Below are 18,384 nucleotides of genomic sequence, written 5' to 3' on the forward strand. Positions count from 1 at the left end.
TTAGCACATCACGCAGCAAGCAATTCGCATAAGCGCGTGTTCGGCAATAATGTTTATCGACTGAGAGGTGCTCGATGACAAAGACTCTAAGCCTTGATGCGGTCGACTATCGCCTGCTTGAAGCGTTGCAGGCCAATGCCCGCGCGTCGGCGGAGGAACTGTCGGAAATTGCGCGGCTGTCCGCACCGGCCTGTTACCGCCGCATCCAGCGCCTGCGCGCGGGCGGGGCGATCGAGCGCGTAGTCGCGATCGTCGCGCCCAAGACAATGGGCTGGCCGCTGGTGATGATCGTGCTGGTCGCGCTAGAGCGGGAACGGAGGGAGATCATTGACGGGTTCATCCGCAAGCTGGCGGCAGTGCCCGAAATCGTCGAGGCCTGGTACGTCACCGGCGATCATGATTTTGCCTTGCGCGTGCTGGCGCGCGATATGGAAAGTTTCGAGGAAATGACCCGCCGCGTGCTCTACGGCGACGAAAATGTGAAATCGTTCAAAACGCTGGTCACGATGCGGCAAGTGAAGAAAGCAAGTCCCGTGCGGCTGGCGGACGACCTTGCCGTCGACTGACGCGGGCGGGCGCCCGGGACGCGCCCTCGCACTTTCCTTTGCCGCGAGCGGACGCGCCAGACGATTCTTCTCGCGCGCGCCCGTCGCAAGAAGCCGTCCTTTTCCGTCATCGCCTAATGTCGTCGATGATTTCGACATTTGCGCATGGGTGACATTGTGCGGCTCTACATTTCGGCGGACATCGAAGGCATCGTTCACGTCACGTCGGCGGCGCACACCATGCCCGGCGCATCGGAATATGACTCCGCGCGCCGGTGGATGACCAACACCGTGCTGACGGCGGCAGAAACGGCGCATGCTCATGGCTGCGACGAGATCATCGTGTCGGATTCGCACGGCAATGCGCAGAACATCCTGCCCGATGCGATGCCAGATTATGTCCAGCTTGTCCGCGGATGGCTGCGACGGCTGTCGACGATGGAAGGGATCGACCACGGCACTTTCGACGGTGCGATATTCCTAGGCTACCTCGCCGGCGGGATGAGCGTGGGCGGCAGGTCCAGCCGCGTGCTCGATCAACTATTGGTCGCGCTTCGTTGCAGTAAATGCCAGTGAGAAAGATGCGGAATCCCTTTCTCGTTTGAGCATCGTAACAGCTCTCGACAATATTGAGCATTATTTAAGTCAAAAATAGCACTCGTAAATGCTCATTAAAAATTTGAATTTCAAGGAAATTGCTATGAGTATTGTCGAATTGCCGAAGCGTCAAGTGAGAGACATCCCGCGCGAGGGCGCGGGGGGATTCTCTGAGTCATGGTATCCGATATGCTTATCTGGCGATGTAAATTCGAACGAAATTATTGGCAAACCGTTCCTTGATGGTAACGTCATTATCTGGCGCGAGAATGACGGGACTCCGCACGTCCAAAGTGGGTACTGTCTGCACTTTGGCGCGGGGCTGGCTCAAGGTAAAATTATCGATAATAAAGTCGTTTGTCCGTTTCATGCGTGGGAGTACGATCATACAGGTCGTTGTTTGAAAACTGGGATTGGAGATCGTGCGCCGAAGGATACCAAGCTGTTCGACTTTCCTACTGTTGAGCGTTACGGCATGATCTGGGCGTTCAACGGCCACGAATCAACGTGGTCACTTCCAGATTTTAAATATCCAGATGAAGAATTAAATGTTATTGTTCAATATATTGGAGAGTGGTCGATCGATCCCTGGATGGTTTGCTGCAACACTCTTGATTTTCAACATTTCAAACTGCTCCACGGTCTAGAGCCCGACGGAGATTGGCCTCGCAATGACGAAATTGAATGGACAGACAGTCATGTTGTCTATCCGTTCAAGGGCGCGCATTGGAATAAGGAGCCTATTGACTTTCGTTGGGGTATTTGGGGAACAACAGTATTCTTTCAAGAAGGTCTGTTTGACGGAAGGTGGTTCGGCTTATTAGCGCCACTTGGTATAGAGCGCGCAGGTTTCACAACAGGATGGTACATTTGTGTAACGCACTTGAAAGATAACACTATTTCTGCACGGCGCGAGGCGGAAAGTTGGGGGCGATGGGCGCTCGCTATGGAACAAGATTTTGCGATGCAGGATTTGCCGGTTTTCTCCTACGGGCATTTCCGTCCCGGCGTACTCACGGAAAGTGATAAGCCGCTTGCTCGTTTCTTTAATTATCTTCGGCAGTTTCCAAGATCGCATCACGCAAAGGAATTTTTATATTAATTAAAGAAAATATATAAGAAATATTATATATATTTCATAATTTATATAGTAATTATTTGATGTGATTTTTCGGGAATTTAAAAATGTCAAAGATTATTTTTGTCGTCACCTCAAATAATCGCCTTGGAAACACTGGTCGCTCAACCGGTCTTTGGCTTGAAGAGCTGGCGTCCCCCTATTTTGTTTTCCGTTCAGCTGGTTTGACGATCGATATCGCTTCTCCTTCTGGAGGAGCAGCGCCGATCGATGAACTAAGCCTAAGCAGCCCTTGGTTAAGTGAAGAGGGTAATCGCTTTATCAATGACCGAGCTGTGACAGCGCAATTGCAGAATACTCTCCGATTGGATGATGTAGATGCGAATGCATATGATTCCGTATTCTTTGTGGGTGGACTGGGTGCGGCTTGGGATTTTTTTCCAAGTGAAGCTGCTCGTTCGGTTACCGAAACAATATTCAACAATTCCGGCATTGTGTCAGGTGTATGCCACGGCGTGCTTGGATTGACGAATGCTCGCGCCGCCGGCCGCGAGAACCTTTTGAAGGGAGCTGCTGTTACTGCAGTAAGTAATGAAGAGGAACGGATGCTTGGGGTGGCGGAGATCGTTCCTGTTCTTCCCGAAGATCTGTTGAAGAGCCTCGGTTCCAAGTATTCTTGCGCAGCGCCGCTAGACCGACACGTGGTGGTTGACGGTCGAATAATGACCGGCCAGAATCCGGCTTCGGCAGCACCTCTTGCGAGGGCGGTACTTGTGGGCTTGGGCTGCTCATAAATACAGATGTCATATCTGCAAACTTTTGCTGACCGAACAGATTCCTTGGAGCGTGTGCTTTGGGAGCAAACTAGCGGTGAGCCGGAGATTTCAGCCGGCACTCTAGAGCAGACCCACACTACGGAAGTGGCGATTGTCGGCGGCGGCTATACGGGACTGAGTACAGGGCTCGCGCTGGCGGAAGCTGGTGTGCCTGTCGCGATTATCGAAACCTACGCACCAGGATACGGCGCTTCAGGACGAAATGCGGCTGGTGTTGTGGGTATCTGGCCGGCCAGCTCTCCCACCCAGGTCGTCGCTGCATACGGGAGCCATAGAGGGGCCCGGATGAACACGATGCTGGCAGGAGCGGTCCCTCTGCTGGATTGTATCATTCTCAAATATGGCATTTGTTGCGATTGGACTCCCTGTGGGATTGCAATGGTCGCGCAAAAGCCGGCTGTTGTTCCGATGCTGTCGTATCTCGCTGATGACTGGGCGAGATACTCCAATCCGGTCCGGGTACTAGACGTCTGTGGCGCTGCCGAGGTTACCGGTACGAACCGCTTTTTTGGTGGCATTCTTTTCGAAGCAGCAGGACGCCTGAATCCGTTATCTTACACCAGGGGTTTGGCTCGCGCCGCCGTGCAAAGGGGAGCCGCACTTTTCTGTGGGCAGCAGGCGCTGTCAGTCGAACGTACAAAGGGGCGCTGGACTATAAATACTGAACGCGGAAGCGTCGTCGCTCGATCGCTGTTGATAGCTACTGACGCCTACTCAAATGGGCTCTGGCCCGTATTGAAGAAATATTTTTATCGCGTCCCACTCTCCATGGTGAGCACGTCGCCGTTATCGGACGAAATTGCCAACCGACTAAACCCAGTAGGAATGCCCTACACAGATGCAAATTTGAACAATCTGTTCTGGGTTATGGTCGAGGGAGGCAATCGTTTAGTTACCACTACAGTTCCACCGCGCTTGCGACCGGGCGACCCGGCTCGAGTGGCACAACCTTTCGAGCGTAAACTTCGGCGAGTTTATAAAAATCTCCCGGAACTTCACTGGGAACACGCGTGGTCAGGCTATGTAGGCGTAACGAAAGATCGCCTGCCAAGGATACTGCGCCTTGGCGATGATGCTTACACCATTTATGGCTATTCGGGTCAGGGTATTGCCAATGCAACTGCGATTGGAGCGGAGGCTGCTAATCTTCTACAATATGGTCCTGATAATTGCGCGATGCCAATCACTGAGCCATCAGTCGTAACGGCTCCCGAATTGACAGCGTTCGCAATGAGAAACTTTGCGTTTCCTGCCATTCGGTTGCTTGATCGGTATTATTAAGTATGTGGACTGTAATGGAGAAATATAATCCTCTCCCATCGGGATACCCCGGGTCACGGCAATCTCTGTAGTGATCTTCTCCGCGGGCAGGATTCCACCTTTCCCCGGTTTTGCGCCCTGCGTTCGGAGGCAATGCTGTGTCGATAATTGGAGGTGTATGGACAAAGTAACCTGTAGAAAAAGTTGTTAACTTTCTTACAGCAGATTTTGACTTGGTATTATTTGCCAAGAATGGTCTATTTTTAGTATTGCAATTCGAAGTCGTTGATTTATCCTGAGCTGGCGCTGCCGGATACTGCGGCGCCGAGGCGTGAGAACCTCGCTTGAGTCCAGTAGCCGGAATTCTGCCGGGTGGTTGGCGCGTATGTACAGGTCCTTGCGGACTAAAGGCGCCGACGCATGCCTCAAGCATGTTCTCATCACCCGGCTTTTCGCCGTGCCTCGCAAGGGAGGCATCGGATCGTGGCAAGGCAGCGGGAGAGCAGGGAAGGCGGGCGGGAAGCCGGCTGCGGGGTGGCTCGATGCAGCTGAATCTCTGGAGTGCACCCGATCCCGCCGATGACGAATTTCATGCGCGCGTTGCAGAAGCGAAGGCCGCAGACGTAGCGGCGCTTTATCGCGAAGAAGCGCCGCGCCTACGTCGTTTGTTCGGGCGCCGAACCAGACAGGCAGACGCGGTGCAAGACCTCGTCCAGAGCGTTTTTGCACGTTTTCTCGGTCGCTCTGCAGGCACGCAGCATGTCCTTGACGAACCGCGCGCCTATCTGACGCGTATTGCCTGTAACTTGCTGCGCGATACGGCGCGGCAGCAGGCACGGAGAGGAGATCGGGCTTCCGTAAGTATAGAGGAAATTCCGGGGACGGAGAACCCGCTCGCCAGACTCGAAGCACGGGATATGCTTCGCCGCGTGGATGCTGCTATTCTGGCGCTCCCTGAACGAACGCGCGAGATTTTCATGGCCCATCGTTTCGAGGAGCTGACCTACCCCGAGATCGCGGCGCGCATGGGCGTTTGCGTCAAAACCGTCGAGAAGCATATTTCGCTCGCGCTGCGCGCGCTTCACCGCGAACTGGGCAAGGCGGAGTGACGCCCCGGTCCGTGGATGGCGACAACCGCGTCGCCGTGGCAAGCGACTGGTATGCGCGCATGCGCGGCCCCGAAGCTGCGAATGACCGCCTGGCGTTCGAGGCCTGGTACGCGGTTCCTGAAAACGCGAGAGCCTACCGCGAGATCGAGGAGATCTGGAACACAGCCGGCCGCAGCAGCCTTCGGAAGCAGCCGGCAGACAGGCGAACATCCGTGCGCTGGAAACCACTGGCAGCCGTGGCGGCGATCGTTCTCCTCCTGCTCGGCGTCAGCCTGTTGTCGGCCGGATCGCCCGTGCTGCCCGAACAGGCCCCGGCGCACGTTCTTGCGCTTGCGAGCGGCGATCACGAACGGCGGGCATGGGGGCTCGCGGACGGCTCGTCCGTGCTTCTGGACGGTGGCGGCGCGCTTGCCGTGGAATATTCAGACGCCGAGCGCCGGATCCGGCTGGATCGTGGCCGGGCGCGGTTTGTTGTTGCGCACGATGCCGCGCGGCCCTTCGTCGTGTTTGCCGCCGGCACCCGCGTCGTGGCGCGGGGCACCGTCTTCGACGTCGCGGCGGGTGATACCGGCGCCGAAGTGACGCTTCTGGAAGGTGTGGTCGATGTCAGCGCGGCGAACGCATCAAAACCTGCGACGCTGAACCCGGGCGAGCGTATTGTGGCGAAGGACGGGAGGGCAGGAATCAGGCCAGTTCCTGCGGCCACCGCGCGCTGGACCGAGGGCCTTCTGGTGACGCAACGCCTGCCGCTTGGCCAGCTTGTTGCGGAGGCCAACCGGTCGCCGGGCGCTCGCATCGAACTGGCCGATCCGGCGCTGGGCGCGCTCAAGGTCTCGGGTACCATGCGCCTTGGCGATCCGCGCCTTGCCGACAAGCTTGCCGCAACGCTCGATCTCGCGGTCGTTCGCGAACCGGGCGGCATTATCCGGCTGCAGGCACGAAGATAACGAAAATCGCGTAGGGGGTTTGCCGCCCCCGGCGTCAACCGCCCTGAACGCTTCATCCCGAGGCGTCCACAGGGAGGAATAAATGACGCAGAAGAAACGGCAGAGAACTGCCGTGAGGCAGGGCCTGATCGCGCTCTGGTTGCTGGCGGGCAGCGCACCGGCGCTCGCGCAGGGACCGTATGCGCAGACCTACGATATGCCCGCGCGGGCGCTTGGTGCTGCGCTCGGCGAAATCGGAACGCGGTCGGGCACCGAAATCATCGCGCCGGCGGCGCTCGTCGAGGGACTTGCGGCGCCGGCGCTACGCGGCGCCTATGCGCCCGACGCCGCCGTGCGCGCACTGCTTGCGGGAACCGGGCTTGTTGCAGAGCGTGTGAACGGCGCGCTCGTAATCCGCCGCGTCGATGAACCGATCGTCGTCACGGGCACGCGGATTCGCGGTGCGCCCATTGCCTCGCCGGTCATCGCGGTCAGCGCCGACCAGATGCGCGCGGCGGGGCAGGCGGGTCTCGCCGACGCGATGCGGGCGCTGCCGCAGAATTTCGGGGGCGGACAGAACCCTGGCATCGGGAACAATGTGCCCGAAGCCAGCGGCGTCGACATCGGCGGCGGCGCGTCGCTCAACCTGCGCGGGCTTGGCAGCGATGCCACACTGACGCTCCTCAACGGCCATCGGCTGTCCTATTCGTCGGCGCTGCAGAGCGTCGATATCTCGGCGATTCCCTTCGATGCCGTCGACCGCATCGAGATCGTCGCGGACGGCGCATCGGCGCTCTACGGCTCGGATGCTGTCGCCGGTGTCGCGAACATCATTCTCCGCAGCGATTTCGACGGCCTTCGCACGCGGGCGCGCTGGGGCGCATCGACCGACGGCGGCAACGGGCAGCAGCAGTACGGACTTCTGGCCGGCCGCACCTGGGACAGCGGCGGTCTCATGGGCGCCTATGAATTCTCGCGCATCTCGCCGATTGTCGCGCGGCAGCGCGGCTATGCCGCCGACGTCACACCGGGTGTGACGCTGTTTCCGTTTCTCAAGCACCACAACGGGCTTGTGAGCGGGCATCAGACGATCGGGGACAAGGTCACGCTCGCCTTCGATGCGCTTTACAACAAGCGCTGGAAGGCATCGATCTTCCCGCTGAACACGGCCGGTGACCTTGACGTGAGCCGCGCGGAAAACCGGACGCGGAGCACATCCTTTGCCATCGCGCCCGCGCTCAAGGTGGATCTCGGCAGCTGGCGCGCCGGCCTCTCCACCATGTACGGCGAGGACCGCGTCCATTTCACGATCGCCAACATCCTTGGCGACAGCGTGCTGCTGAACGGCCCCAATTGCTATTGCAATTCCGCGACGTCGATCGAACTTGCCGCGGATGGTCCGTTGTTTTCGCTGCCCGGCGGCAGTGCACGTCTCGCGGTCGGCGGCGGTTACCGGCAGAATGCATTCGAACTGCGCCGCGCGCTCGCACCGCAGCTCGACATCGACGAAACGCGCGACAGCAACTTTGCCTACGCCGAACTCAATCTGCCGTTCGTCGGTCCGGCCATGGCTATCCCGGGCGTCCACCGCCTGAACCTCAGCGGTGCGCTGCGCTACGAGCATTATCCCGATATCGATACGGTGGTGACGCCCAAGCTCGGCCTCATCTACGCGCCCTTCGCCGGTGTGACGCTGAAGGGTAGCTGGGGCCGGTCGTTTCGCGCGCCGACCTTCCTGCAACTCTATCAATCTCCGTCCGCGACGCTCGTCCCCGCAACCCGCCTCGGCGGCACCGCAACGTCCGGCGCAACCGCGCTGCTGCTGATCGGCGGCAACACCGCGCTCGCACCCGAGCGTGCCCGAACCTGGTCGGCATCGGTCGTGCTCGAACCTGCTTCGATCGCAGGCGCACGGCTTGAGCTCGGCTGGTTTGAAACGCGCTACCGGAACCGCATCGTCACACCGATCGTGACAACGGCGCAGGCGCTCAGCGATCCCGCCTACGCCGATCTGGTTTCGCGCGATCCGGACGTGGGCGCCGTGAATGCAGCAATCGCCTCGGTGGACAGTTTCTTCAACAGCACGGGCGGAGACTTTGATCCGGCTTCGGTGACTGCGATTGTCAACAACCGCTACGTCAATGCCGGGCATCAGACGATCCGCGGTTTCGATGCACTGGCCAGCTACGAAACCCCCATGGCCGGAGGCGTGCTCAGCCTTTCGCTAAACGCGACCTGGCTCGAAAGCACGCAGCGGCGCACCGCACTACAGCCCGAGGTCGCGCTCGCAGGCCGGCTGTTCAACCCGCCGCACTGGCGTGCACGCGCCGGTGCAAACTGGAGCAAGGGGCCACTCGGGCTGAACGCGCATCTCAACTATACCGGCGGGGTTACCGACGTGCGGCAGATGCCTGCCGATGATGTCGAGGGGATGACAACGCTCGATCTCGCGTTGCGCTTCGAGACACCGCGTGGCGGCGGTCTCCTCGGCGGTCTTGAGTTTGTGCTTGCCGCCGAGAATGTCCTCAACGCGCGTCCCGATCCGATCCGGACGACGCTCTACTACGACACGCCCTACGACTCGACGAATTACACCCCTATCGGGCGTTTCATCAGCCTTGGAGTCAGCAAGACATGGTAAGCCTTCTTCGCACGCTTTCAACGCGTAGCCGGATCCACGCATGCGCTGTTGGCGCAGCTCTTGCCGGCGTGCTGGCCTGCAGCGGTGCAGAGGCCGGAACGCCATGCGCTGACGTTCTCCCGCAGGCGTCCGCGCCTGCCGCTACAATGCGCGACTTTGTACCCGACGACCTGATGCGGCTGCGTGACATTGGTCTTCCCGAAGGTGGCATGGCCTCGAGCCACAGCCCGCTCTCGGTCTCGCCCGATGGGCGCGCGCTCGCGTTTGTCGTCAATCGCGCCCATCCCGAAACCAACAGCTACTGCCGCGCGCTGGCCGTTCTCGATCTCGCGAGTGGACGAGTCCGCATCGTCGATCGTGGCGGCGAACTCATCACGCTCTCCTACATCCTGCGCGGCATGCTCGAACAGCCGGGCTTTCCGGATCTCGTCGTGCCGTTCTGGTCGCCCGACGGACGCTGGATCGCCTACCGGAAGAAGCTGGACGGCGTCGTGCAGGTCTGGCGCGCCGCGGCGGACGGAAGCGGTGCCAATGCGGTCACGGCGCTTGCCGACGATGCCGAGACGGTCGGCTGGACCGCCGACGGTGCGCGCGTCCTTGTCGGTATCCGCCCCGGGATCCGGGAAACGCGCACGCGGATCGCCGAAGAAGGACGTTCGGGCTATCTCTACGATGACCGCTTCAATCCGACGACCGGCGCCTTCCCGAAGATCACCGGCGAGCATCCGCGGGTGATCCTGTCGGCAGCGCCGGACGGAAGCGGAGTTCGTACCGCGGACGCGCGCGAAGCGGCGCAGATGGGACCTGATGTTACGCTTGGTGCGCGCTCCGAATTCGATGCGCGATCAGCGCACGGCCGCGCCTGGACCACGCGCGAGGGTTTCCTTGGGCCGCTTCGCGTCCATGTCGAGAACGCCAGAGGTGAGCGGATCGCGTGCGCTGCCGAGGCCTGCTCCGGCAAGATTGCCGGGCTGACCTGGCTCGGCGACAGCCTGCTTATCGTTCGAAAGCAGGGACGGGCGCATAGCGACATGGCAGTCTGGCGCTGGACGCCCGGCAAGGGCGATCCCGTACAGCTGGTGGCTGGCGAGGACGTGCTGCAGGGCTGTACAGCCGCATCGGGCAAGCTCTACTGCCTGCGCGAGAATGCAGTGACGCCGCGCCGGATCGTCGCCATTGACCCGGCAACAGGCGCGTCGACCACCGTGTTCGATCCGAACCCGGAATTCCGGAACATCCGCCTCGGCACGTCGCGGCGGCTGTTCTTCACCAACAACGTCGGTCTCGACACGTGGGGCGATCTCGTGCTCCCGCCGGGCTACAAGGGAGGGCGCCTGCCGCTCGTCGTTGTCCAGTATCACAGCGACGGTTTCCTGCGCGGCGGGACCGGAGAGGATTATCCGGTGCACGCCTTTGCTGCGCGCGGATTTGCCGTGCTCAGCTACGAACAGACGCCATTTTACGCGACGTCAAAAGCGAACCCCAAAGATGATAACGAGCTGATGACGATCAACAACAAGGACTGGGCCGAACGGCGCAGCCTCCTCTCGGGGCTTGAGACCGGTGTTCGCAAGGTGATCGACATGGGCATCGCCGACCCGGCCCGCATCGGGATTACGGGGCTCAGCGACGGTGCCAGCACCGTCGCCTTCGCGCTCATCAATTCCGATCTTTTTGCTGCTGCAGCGATGAGCAGCTGCTGCATCGAACCCGAATCGGTGAGGACCTACGGCGGTCCCGTCTGGGCGCGGGCGATGCAGGGGCAGGGATATCCGAAAGCGACGAAGCCTGACCCGGAATTCTGGGCACCGGCATCGATCGCACAGAATGCTGCGCGCATCGATACGCCGATCCTGATGCAGCTCGCCGACCAGGAATATCTGCTTTCGCTTCAGGCGTGGACGGCGCTGACCGAACTCGGAAAGCCCGTCGAGATGTACATCTACCCCGATGAACGCCACATCCGGTGGCAACCTGTCCACAAGCAGGCAACGTGGGAACGCAGCCTCGACTGGTTCGATTTCTGGCTCCGCGGCAAGCGCGATGACAGTCCTGCGAAGGCGGCACAATACAGGCGCTGGGAGGCAATGCGCCAGCCTCCGAAATAGCTCCTGAGGGCGCAGTCGGCCTGGGTGACGCGTCAAAAGGCGCGCGCCCAGGCCTCGACATCTGCAAGGGCGAGAATGCGCAGATGGTCGTGCCCCTTGACGGGCGTCGTATCGCGGAGGGTGTTTTCGAGTGCTGCCCGGTCCAGAATGCCCTCACGAACGAGAACGCCGTCCAGCAGAAATTCGGAAAGCATGCTTCGGCGTGTCTCGTACAGCGCCGCGGAAAAGCTGTCCGGCGTACCTTTCGAACGCCGCGCCGTGATCATGCGCGGGAGCCTCTCTGCAAATGCCTGCCGCGCCGCCCATCGGTTGTGGCCGGCGTGAACCCATTCCCAGCTCGGGATACCGAGACAATGCTCGATGAGCGGCTGCGCCATAAGCGGCGCCAGTTCGGGCAGCGGACCCGGCCACGTTTCGATGAGATTCTCAACTGCAATCATAAGGGCTACATGTGCCGCGCGGCCTGGAAGCGCGCCGCGCGGCGCCTTGAGCCACCGGTGCGCCGCAAGCGCTGATGCAGTCCTTGCGACATCGTCCGACAGAAAGCGCAAATCCGGCTGCCACCGATAATCCGGCGGTCTGAACCATGCGCGCGCAATGCCATGCGCTGCGACGGTCAGCACATTGCTCTCCGCGAGCTCCGCAATGTCGAGCGCTGTCCGCCATACCGACGGGCCAATCCCCCGGGCGCGCAACCGGTCGGCGAGCGGCGCTGCAGATTGAAGCGAACAGAACAGATTGTCGCCGCCGCCGCCATCGAAGACGGCATCGGCGCCGATACCTGATGCGGCCTCGCGCTTGCACGCGCGGATGGCCTGCGCGAACGCGCGGGCAATCGGGCGGGGCAAATGCGCGGCGGCGGACCGGCTGATATCGACCGCCTCGAGTGCGAGCTCTGCGGTGACAAGCGGAATATCGAGATGGGCCGAAACCGTTTCGGCGTAGCGGCGTTCATCGCCGCTCGGATCGCCGGTGGTGAACGTCAGTGCGCTGAGCCGCGCACCGCTCTTGGCAGCGGATGCAGCGAGGATAGACGAATCGAGCCCGCCCGACAGCATGATGAGGACATGTTCGAACGGCGCGGCGCGCGCGGCGATGCATGTGTCTGCAAGCTCGCGAAGACGATGCGCATTTTCCTCGATGGTGAGCACTCTTTCGGGCTGCGTGAAATCCCAGGGCGACCAGAGCGTTTCCGTACCGATGCCCCCCGGGCTGGCCACAAGGCATTCGCCGCCAAGCAACTCGCGCACGCCCGCAAGGCAGGTGTCCGCCCCGCGCAGGCCCCGTCCCGCGAGATGCGCGGCAACGTGCGTCCATGCGCATGTAAAGCGCGCCTGAAGCGCGGCTTCCAGAAGTGCAAGGTCGGAGGCGATGACAACGCCGCCGCGGTGTGCGCTGTAAAAAGCATCCTGATCTCCGAACGGCGCGCGCAGGGCTCGCACCTCTGCGCCATCCGACCAGAGGGCGACGTAATTTCCCCAATGGGACGCGGTGAGGCAGCGCCCTTTCGTGGCGAGAATGGCGCGCGTGTCAGGCGGCCCGGCATTGCGCAGGGGATGGGGATGAAGCAACCCGAGGATAACACCGGCGTCGTTCTCGAGAGGGCACATCTCGATACCACCCGCGAACACCTGCAGACGCTCGGAAGCGAGAATGCAGGCAAGCCCGGCATCCTTCATGCGTGCGGCGATCCGGTCATCAGGCGACGAGGCGCGGATGTTGGCAAGGAAGCGCGGCATCATCACACGACACGGATCGGCGTGAAATTACGCACAGTATCGAGCTGGTCATTGAGGACCGTGTCCCCGAGCTGGACCCATGCGTGCGCGCTGAACGGGCGCAGCCGCGCGCCGAGAACGACGTCGACAGCGAATCCGCGGCGGCGCAAATAGCGCCCGAGCGCGAGCGAGCGTACCAGACATTGTTCGTGCGGTGTTGCGAGCATGCCCAGCCGCTCGAACGCCGCGACAACAGGGCCAGCATCCGCATGGGCGTCCAGCGTCGACAGGGCAGGGATACGACGTGACAGTCTGCGGAGTGTCCGATCGAGCCCGATGAGACGAAGAGCAAGTGCCGTTCGTGCAAGTGCGATGGCAAGTCCCGGCACATGACGATTGTCAGGCGCGGGGGGCTGGTCGAGGAGACTGGCGCGGAGGTCTGCAGATTTGCAGGGTGACAGCGGCTGGCCCTTCGGGCCCTCGACAAGCAGACCTGCAGACACGAGCCCGGGTGGTATGTCGGAGGGCGCGCCGAAGATGGTCTCGCCTGCCATCAGGCGGCGGAATACCGCTTCCGCAGCCCCAGGGAGACTAAGGTAGAGGTCGGCGGCGCTGTCGAGAAAGACGAGCCGGCCGTGAACGTCGCAGAAGCTGACGCTTTGAGGCAGGGTCCAGACCATGTTGCGGAGATCCGCCGGAAGGCTGGACGCGCGGCCGCATGGCCGCGCGTCCTCACCCTCCTGTCAGTCGCGGCTGAGGCCGGCCGGGTCGCGGGCGAGCTGCGCGTCGCCGTTGAATCCCACCGGGCCCTTCGTCTCGACGCTCGCCTTGCCGAGCGTACGGACATCCGTCTTCTGTGTGCGTTTCATGGATGCTCTCCTTCTGGTTTCGTCGCAATCCAGCGACAGGATCCGAGAGTAGAACGACCGCACCATATCGAAATTTTATACGGCGCATGCAGAACGAATATCAGCGCGCCTGTCCGCAGGCGCTGCAGATCGCCGCCACCGCGCGGATACGTCGCCGGTGATAGCGCGCGATCGCCTGATGCAATGGCGCGCCTTGCAAATTGCGGCGGGCAGCGGAAAGCGCCCGGAATTCCAGTTCGACATCATCGAAGACATGCGCCTCGGCATGGCGGACCGCATGCAGCCGGTCGCCGGTGTTGATGATCGCGGCGTGCCATTCCTCATTACCGGCGCGATGCCCCAGCTCCGCGAACAGCTGCGCGACGGCGTGAGGGATATCGGGAGCGCCCGGGCCGGGCGCCTGCTCGGGTAGAGCGGCATTCGACGCTGCGCGTAATTTCAGGGAGGTCACCAACAGGGTCTGGTTCCACGTATAGAGATTGCGGAGCCGGGATTCCGATACCGCGGGCACATGAAAGCCCTCGTGCGGCCAGCCCTCGACAAGGCGCTCGCCCATCAGCCGGTGCAGCGCATCGCGCACCGGTGTCGTGCTCGTGTTGAGTTCGACGGCAAGGCGCGCGGGATCGAGGCGCTGGCGCGGGAGCAGCGCGCCCGACATGAGGTGCGTCTTAAGCGCGTCGTAAACGCGCTCCATCGTCAGGCCCGGGCTCATACCGCGCTGTCGCTGGCCGCCTGTGCTGTCGCATTCTCCGAGGCTGCGCGGCGCGCATAAGCGGCGATCATCTCCGCCTGCTCCGGCGTCAGCGCATCCATCGCGGCAAGCGGCCCGGGCGCGCCGCCGCGCAGTAGCACCGACGGGCATTGGCCTTCATAATTATTGAGGTTGGGGCGATGCTGGCGATAGCCGATGAGCGCCTGCAGGCTTTCCGGGAACTGCCGCGCGATCTCCGGCGGATAGGCAAGCCAGGGGTTCTCGTAAGGTTTGAGCCAGCCGAGCGAATAGCCCACGACGATGCCGCGCCGCGGCGTTGCCGTCCGGTTGGCGCCGCCGCCATGCAGAACGGATCCCAGAAACACGATCGCGTCGCCGGGTCCGCAGCACGCGGCAATGCCGGCGTCGCCGGGCAGTTCGGCGTTCGCAGCCGCGCCGTGGGTGCCCGGCCAGATCCGTGTCGCCCCATTGTCCTCGTAAAAGGTCTCCAGCGGCCACATAACATTGACGAGATATTCCATGCGGCCTTTCTCGCACGGATACATATCCTGATCGCGGTGCGGCATCTGCGCAGGCTCGCCGGGATGAATCTCGATCGCCTGCATGAGATTGAGCTGGATGTGATCGCACCAGGACCCGAGAATATTCTCGACGACACCGAGCACGGTGGGATGTTCTGCAAGGCGCCTTGCCGCCGGCGCCCGCACAAGAAGCCGGCCAAAGCGTTTGGTGCGCGCGCCGAAGAAGCCGCCGATCGAGAACGGCGTTTGCGCAAAATCCGGATCAAGCGCGGCATTGAGCGCCGTGATGTCGTCCTGCGGAAGCAATCCCGGGATGATGCAATAACCTTGCGATGACAATCGGCCGGTCCAGTCGTCGGCGCCTTGCAGGGCAAGAACAGGTACGGGCATGGCAGATCTCCGGTTGAAAAGCGGGAGGGCTCAGGCGGCGCGCTCGAGGGAAGGGTGGTCGGGGGCGTTCCAGATCCCCGTTGCGGCGAGACGGGCGGGTGTTTCGGCGTCGATGTCGATCAGGAGCGCGGCGATATCGGCGTTGGCGTACCGCTGCACCGCCCCGAGCGAACGGCAGGTCCAGCCGAACGCCTGGATTTGTTTCAGCCATGCCTGTTCGGCGACCGCTGTGTATCGCCGCACGCCCTGGTCCAGCGCATATGCAGCAAGTCCGCTGACAAGCCGGTCGCGGGCACTGCGCCGCGCATGCGCCTTGAGGCGGCGGTCGAGACAGAAGCGTGTGATCTCGCGTGTATCGTGGGCTCGCGGTACGGCGCCTTCGCAGAGCGCGGGGAATAATGTGCCGAGAATATGCGGGCGAACGGTTTTCAGTAGACGTGCCGAAGCGAGGTGCGCCCCCGATGCGTCGGTCAGGACCAGATAGGCGGCATGGCCGTCGTCGAACTCGTCAATCTCGAACGTGCCGCCGATCACGGGTACGTCCCATTTGAGCAAATCGACGAAGACCTGTTTCCGTGCCTCGAACATCGCGCGCAGAACATCGCCGCTCGCGCCGCTGTTGTGGTCGATCACATGTAGCATCGCCCCTGCTCCCTCGCCTCGCTTCGGATGCGGACCAGTTGAGCAGAGGGCCGTAGCGCCGTGCATCCCTAGACCTGGGGAGGAAGTTTCTGTTGAGATCGAGTGGTGCGGGCAGGCAGACAATTGGTCTACGGGCGGGACGTTGCGCGGGCGGGGCGTCTTCGGATCGGGTGCCTTTGCTTCGCCAGGGCCAGCACGTTGCCCACCAGAGCGGGCCTCAAACGATAAAGATACGTTTGCAGATCATGTCATTCGGAAATGATCCGTAGGCAGATCATTCTGCCATGCTGACAGGCCGTGAGATCTGATCAGCGGGCATTCAAGCCTCGCAGATGTGGTTTCGGCACATTGCGCCATTTGCAATTTCGGCGCGCATATCCATGGATATGAGAACCATCCGGTGCGCGGTAATCGTTACACGATGCGGCGTTCAGGTCTCAGGACATCGTCAATGCAGAGCGCACCGTCGGCAATCAGGCGAACGACGAGTTCGGTTCTGGTATGCACGCCAAGCCGGGCCCGCGCCTCGCGCATATGTTCGAGCACCGTCTGCTCACCAATCCCGAGTTTATGCGCGATCTCATGATTGCGCAGGCCCTGGCCGGCAAGCGCTATGCATTCGCGCTGACGGTCGCTGACCTGCGCGCGGGGAGCGCGGCGACGCTGTGGGGAAAGACGGCGGGCACCCTCAAAGGCAAACAGCCCGATCATCTGGGCCCATGGCAGCACGTCGTCGGGCAGCGCTTCATCCGCGACCGAAACGAAGGTGCATGATCCCAGTGCCTCTCCCGGCACGTGGGCGGGAATCGTGACACCTTCGCCAAGCCCGATCTCTCGCCCGCGTGCCAGCACGTCGTGGTCGGCCCGGGTCAGTGGAATGAGCTGCGGCACATCGCGCCACAGAAAGCCCTGTGCCGTCCGGTGGCTTGCGCGGTGGATCGGATCGGAGAGCCCGAGTCGGTTCGCATCGTACCAGTCCTCCCACCCGGGCGGATAATTATGAATGCGTACCGCGCGCGGCGATGCAGAAAAATCAACGTGATGTGAAAGCGCGAAATAGCGGATGCCCATGCGGTCGCAGGTATCCGCGAGGGCGTCACGAAGTGCACCGTGCGTCTTCACAGTGGAAATCCTGCGCGCGAACGCGGAGGCAGCAAGCAGAGGCATGGCCCATGACCGGCCCGGCGACCCGGCATTCTCATCGATGCCAGAACTCCCGGCCGCCTTCTCACACGCCGGCAGCACGCCTCAAGCACACTTGCCGAACCCGTATGATCACGGCTCTGCCCGGGTGCGGTTGGACAAGTAATGTCCGCGACCTCGCCCGTCCGGTCAGGAATGTCGAGAGTAAATTCACATGATCAGATAAAGCAAGTATATTCTCTTTATTTTTGGGAAGGTGATTGCGGTGCTTCCAGAGGGGCGCAGGGGCCGTGTTGACGAAAGCGCAACGTCGTTGGCGCTACCTGATCTTCATCGAAGGGTGGGGGCACCGGACTTAGCTCTGGATGTCGCTGGCACGTTTGCGGCAAGCGTGGCACGTGCCGGGACGCTGCCGGCGCTTGCTGCGCTGCTTGGCGCGGCGGCCAGCGATCTCGGGTTTTCCTTTTTCGCGATCGCCGAACATGCGAACCTCGCAAGGCCGCCCCCCGATCTTCTTCTTCTCCACAATTATCCACCCGGCTGGGCCGACGCATTCATGCTCGGTGGCTGGCGCCACGATCCCGCCTGGCACGCGGCCAGTCGCCACGTTGCAGGGTTCCGGTGGAGCGAACTGCCTGCGCTCATGCGTTTGACGGATAGGGAGCGCGCGCATCTTGCGGCTGCCCGCCGCGCCGGACTCGGCACCGGCTACACGGTGCCGTTGCACGCGCCCGGTGGGCGTGCCGCGAGCTGTTCCTTCGCCGTGGCGCCGAGGCACCGCATTGCAGCGCATACCCTCCTTGCCGCAGATATCGTCGCGCAGCGGGCGTTTCTTGCCGCATCCACAATTCTTGGCACCCGGTCCCGTCGTCCGCATTTGAGTCCGCGCGAGCATGAATGTGTGGTGCTGATGGCGCAGGGCAAGACCGACTGGGAAATCGCACGGATTCTTAATCTCAGCGAGGAAACCGTGACACGTTATCTGAAGACGGCGCGGCAGCGTTTCGGGGTCACGCGCCGGACGCAGCTTGCGCTCGCCGCAATGAACGCGGGCCTTATAGAGATGCGCGACTGCATTTCCTGGGCGTAGCCACTTTGCGGTTCTGGTTCACCGCCGCATCTAAAACATCCTCGGCCGCGCGCGCCCGGTCCGGGGGAGGGTGTCCACAATCGTGGTCGATAATGTCCTGTGTACTGAACGTTGTGCGTCTTTGTGTGCATTATACTGGACGCTACGGTCTGGCGCTGAACCCCGCGGAGGGGTTTGTTCTGCAGCGCAGAGGCAGATG

The 18,384-nt window shown here is 61.8% G+C and carries 18 protein-coding genes; 10 read left to right on the plus strand and 8 right to left on the minus strand.

What is annotated here, in order from left to right:
• Positions 1–74: 74 nt before the first annotated feature.
• The 5 genes from DFR51_RS14995 (at position 75) to DFR51_RS15015 (ending at position 4,337) form a co-directional block, all read left to right on the plus strand.
• A complete protein-coding gene (locus DFR51_RS14995; protein WP_121052685.1) occupies positions 75–566 on the plus strand; it encodes an Lrp/AsnC family transcriptional regulator in 492 nt (163 codons plus the stop codon).
• Positions 567–710: 144 nt separating this feature from the next.
• Positions 711–1,121, plus strand: coding sequence for a M55 family metallopeptidase (locus DFR51_RS15000; RefSeq protein WP_121052687.1), 411 nt, complete (start codon positions 711–713; stop codon positions 1,119–1,121).
• 124 nt (positions 1,122–1,245) lie between these two features.
• Entirely contained in the window at positions 1,246–2,244 is a 999-nt protein-coding gene (locus tag DFR51_RS15005; protein ID WP_160119264.1) for an aromatic ring-hydroxylating oxygenase subunit alpha, read from the plus strand.
• A gap of 83 nt (positions 2,245–2,327) precedes the next feature.
• The gene (locus tag DFR51_RS15010; protein WP_121052691.1) at positions 2,328–3,014 is read left to right on the plus strand and encodes a type 1 glutamine amidotransferase domain-containing protein; all 687 of its coding nucleotides are present in this window, start codon (positions 2,328–2,330) and stop codon (positions 3,012–3,014) included.
• A gap of 6 nt (positions 3,015–3,020) precedes the next feature.
• A complete protein-coding gene (locus DFR51_RS15015; RefSeq protein ID WP_121052693.1) occupies positions 3,021–4,337 on the plus strand; it encodes an NAD(P)/FAD-dependent oxidoreductase in 1,317 nt (438 codons plus the stop codon).
• Here the strand turns inward: DFR51_RS15015 and DFR51_RS19615 are convergent.
• Positions 4,251–4,502 carry a glutamate synthase-related protein gene (locus DFR51_RS19615; protein WP_420853123.1) on the minus strand — a complete coding sequence of 84 codons (252 nt, stop codon included), beginning with the start codon at positions 4,500–4,502 and terminating at the stop codon, positions 4,251–4,253. The two genes, DFR51_RS15015 and DFR51_RS19615, sit on opposite strands and share 87 nt — an antisense overlap.
• Positions 4,503–4,858: 356 nt before the next feature.
• On the opposite strand from DFR51_RS19615, the gene DFR51_RS15025 reads away from it, so the two are divergent.
• The 4 genes from DFR51_RS15025 (at position 4,859) to DFR51_RS15040 (ending at position 11,100) form a co-directional block, all read left to right on the plus strand.
• On the plus strand, positions 4,859–5,425 hold the full coding sequence (locus DFR51_RS15025) for an RNA polymerase sigma factor (RefSeq protein WP_160119263.1): 567 nt from the start codon (positions 4,859–4,861) through the stop codon (positions 5,423–5,425).
• A complete protein-coding gene (locus DFR51_RS15030) occupies positions 5,422–6,372 on the plus strand; it encodes a FecR family protein (RefSeq protein ID WP_121052697.1) in 951 nt (316 codons plus the stop codon). Before DFR51_RS15025 ends, DFR51_RS15030 begins: the two co-directional genes overlap by 4 nt.
• A gap of 82 nt (positions 6,373–6,454) precedes the next feature.
• Positions 6,455–8,992 (plus strand): TonB-dependent receptor plug domain-containing protein, encoded by a 2,538-nt coding sequence (locus DFR51_RS15035; RefSeq protein ID WP_121052699.1) that lies wholly within the window; start codon positions 6,455–6,457, stop codon positions 8,990–8,992.
• 146 nt (positions 8,993–9,138) lie between these two features.
• Entirely contained in the window at positions 9,139–11,100 is a 1,962-nt protein-coding gene (locus DFR51_RS15040; RefSeq protein ID WP_160119262.1) for an Atxe2 family lasso peptide isopeptidase, read from the plus strand.
• Positions 11,101–11,132: 32 nt separating this feature from the next.
• Here DFR51_RS15040 and DFR51_RS15045 read toward each other — a convergent pair whose 3' ends face one another.
• The 7 genes from DFR51_RS15045 to DFR51_RS15070 all read right to left on the minus strand — a co-directional run bounded on the left by DFR51_RS15045 (position 11,133) and on the right by DFR51_RS15070 (position 17,119).
• Positions 11,133–12,842 carry an asparagine synthase-related protein gene (locus DFR51_RS15045; protein ID WP_121052703.1) on the minus strand — a complete coding sequence of 570 codons (1,710 nt, stop codon included), beginning with the start codon at positions 12,840–12,842 and terminating at the stop codon, positions 11,133–11,135.
• Positions 12,842–13,498 (minus strand): lasso peptide biosynthesis B2 protein, encoded by a 657-nt coding sequence (locus DFR51_RS15050; protein WP_121052705.1) that lies wholly within the window; start codon positions 13,496–13,498, stop codon positions 12,842–12,844. Before DFR51_RS15050 ends, DFR51_RS15045 begins: the two co-directional genes overlap by 1 nt.
• Before the next feature lie 63 nt (positions 13,499–13,561).
• Complete coding sequence (locus tag DFR51_RS19520; RefSeq protein WP_276330578.1) at positions 13,562–13,687, minus strand: hypothetical protein; 126 nt, start codon at positions 13,685–13,687, stop codon at positions 13,562–13,564.
• 100 nt (positions 13,688–13,787) lie between these two features.
• Complete coding sequence (locus tag DFR51_RS15055; RefSeq protein WP_160119260.1) at positions 13,788–14,399, minus strand: GntR family transcriptional regulator; 612 nt, start codon at positions 14,397–14,399, stop codon at positions 13,788–13,790.
• Positions 14,396–15,310 carry a phytanoyl-CoA dioxygenase family protein gene (locus DFR51_RS15060; RefSeq protein ID WP_121052709.1) on the minus strand — a complete coding sequence of 305 codons (915 nt, stop codon included), beginning with the start codon at positions 15,308–15,310 and terminating at the stop codon, positions 14,396–14,398. The genes DFR51_RS15055 and DFR51_RS15060 overlap by 4 nt, the downstream gene beginning before the upstream one ends.
• A 30-nt stretch (positions 15,311–15,340) precedes the next feature.
• A complete protein-coding gene (locus tag DFR51_RS15065; RefSeq protein WP_121052710.1) occupies positions 15,341–15,952 on the minus strand; it encodes an acyl-homoserine-lactone synthase in 612 nt (203 codons plus the stop codon).
• 414 nt (positions 15,953–16,366) lie between these two features.
• A complete protein-coding gene (locus DFR51_RS15070; protein ID WP_121052712.1) occupies positions 16,367–17,119 on the minus strand; it encodes a helix-turn-helix transcriptional regulator in 753 nt (250 codons plus the stop codon).
• 367 nt (positions 17,120–17,486) lie between these two features.
• Between DFR51_RS15070 and DFR51_RS15075 the strand changes: the two genes are divergently transcribed.
• Positions 17,487–18,185: a helix-turn-helix transcriptional regulator gene (locus DFR51_RS15075; RefSeq protein WP_126494960.1), complete on the plus strand. Its 699-nt coding sequence runs from the start codon at positions 17,487–17,489 to the stop codon at positions 18,183–18,185.
• Positions 18,186–18,384 lie beyond the last annotated feature (199 nt).

This window comes from Sphingosinicella microcystinivorans (assembly GCF_003634215.1).
Classification (GTDB): domain Bacteria; phylum Pseudomonadota; class Alphaproteobacteria; order Sphingomonadales; family Sphingomonadaceae; genus Sphingosinicella; species Sphingosinicella microcystinivorans.

Excerpts from the sequence above, each read along its gene's own strand:
- DFR51_RS15065 (WP_121052710.1), bottom strand. The coding sequence starts at position 15,952 with ATGCTACATGTGATCGACCACAACAGCGGCGCGAGCGGCGATGTTCTG.
- DFR51_RS15060 (WP_121052709.1), bottom strand. The coding sequence starts at position 15,310 with ATGCCCGTACCTGTTCTTGCCCTGCAAGGCGCCGACGACTGGACCGGC.
- DFR51_RS15045 (WP_121052703.1), bottom strand. The coding sequence starts at position 12,842 with ATGATGCCGCGCTTCCTTGCCAACATCCGCGCCTCGTCGCCTGATGAC.
- DFR51_RS15050 (WP_121052705.1), bottom strand. The coding sequence starts at position 13,498 with ATGGTCTGGACCCTGCCTCAAAGCGTCAGCTTCTGCGACGTTCACGGC.
- DFR51_RS15015 (WP_121052693.1), top strand. The coding sequence starts at position 3,021 with ATGTCATATCTGCAAACTTTTGCTGACCGAACAGATTCCTTGGAGCGT.
- DFR51_RS15010 (WP_121052691.1), top strand. The coding sequence starts at position 2,328 with ATGTCAAAGATTATTTTTGTCGTCACCTCAAATAATCGCCTTGGAAAC.
- DFR51_RS15040 (WP_160119262.1), top strand. The coding sequence starts at position 9,139 with ATGCGCGACTTTGTACCCGACGACCTGATGCGGCTGCGTGACATTGGT.
- DFR51_RS15070 (WP_121052712.1), bottom strand. The coding sequence starts at position 17,119 with ATGCCTCTGCTTGCTGCCTCCGCGTTCGCGCGCAGGATTTCCACTGTG.
- DFR51_RS19520 (WP_276330578.1), bottom strand. The coding sequence starts at position 13,687 with ATGAAACGCACACAGAAGACGGATGTCCGTACGCTCGGCAAGGCGAGC.
- DFR51_RS14995 (WP_121052685.1), top strand. The coding sequence starts at position 75 with ATGACAAAGACTCTAAGCCTTGATGCGGTCGACTATCGCCTGCTTGAA.
- DFR51_RS15035 (WP_121052699.1), top strand. The coding sequence starts at position 6,455 with ATGACGCAGAAGAAACGGCAGAGAACTGCCGTGAGGCAGGGCCTGATC.
- DFR51_RS15000 (WP_121052687.1), top strand. The coding sequence starts at position 711 with ATGGGTGACATTGTGCGGCTCTACATTTCGGCGGACATCGAAGGCATC.
- DFR51_RS15005 (WP_160119264.1), top strand. The coding sequence starts at position 1,246 with ATGAGTATTGTCGAATTGCCGAAGCGTCAAGTGAGAGACATCCCGCGC.
- DFR51_RS15025 (WP_160119263.1), top strand. The coding sequence starts at position 4,859 with ATGCAGCTGAATCTCTGGAGTGCACCCGATCCCGCCGATGACGAATTT.
- DFR51_RS15055 (WP_160119260.1), bottom strand. The coding sequence starts at position 14,399 with ATGAGCCCGGGCCTGACGATGGAGCGCGTTTACGACGCGCTTAAGACG.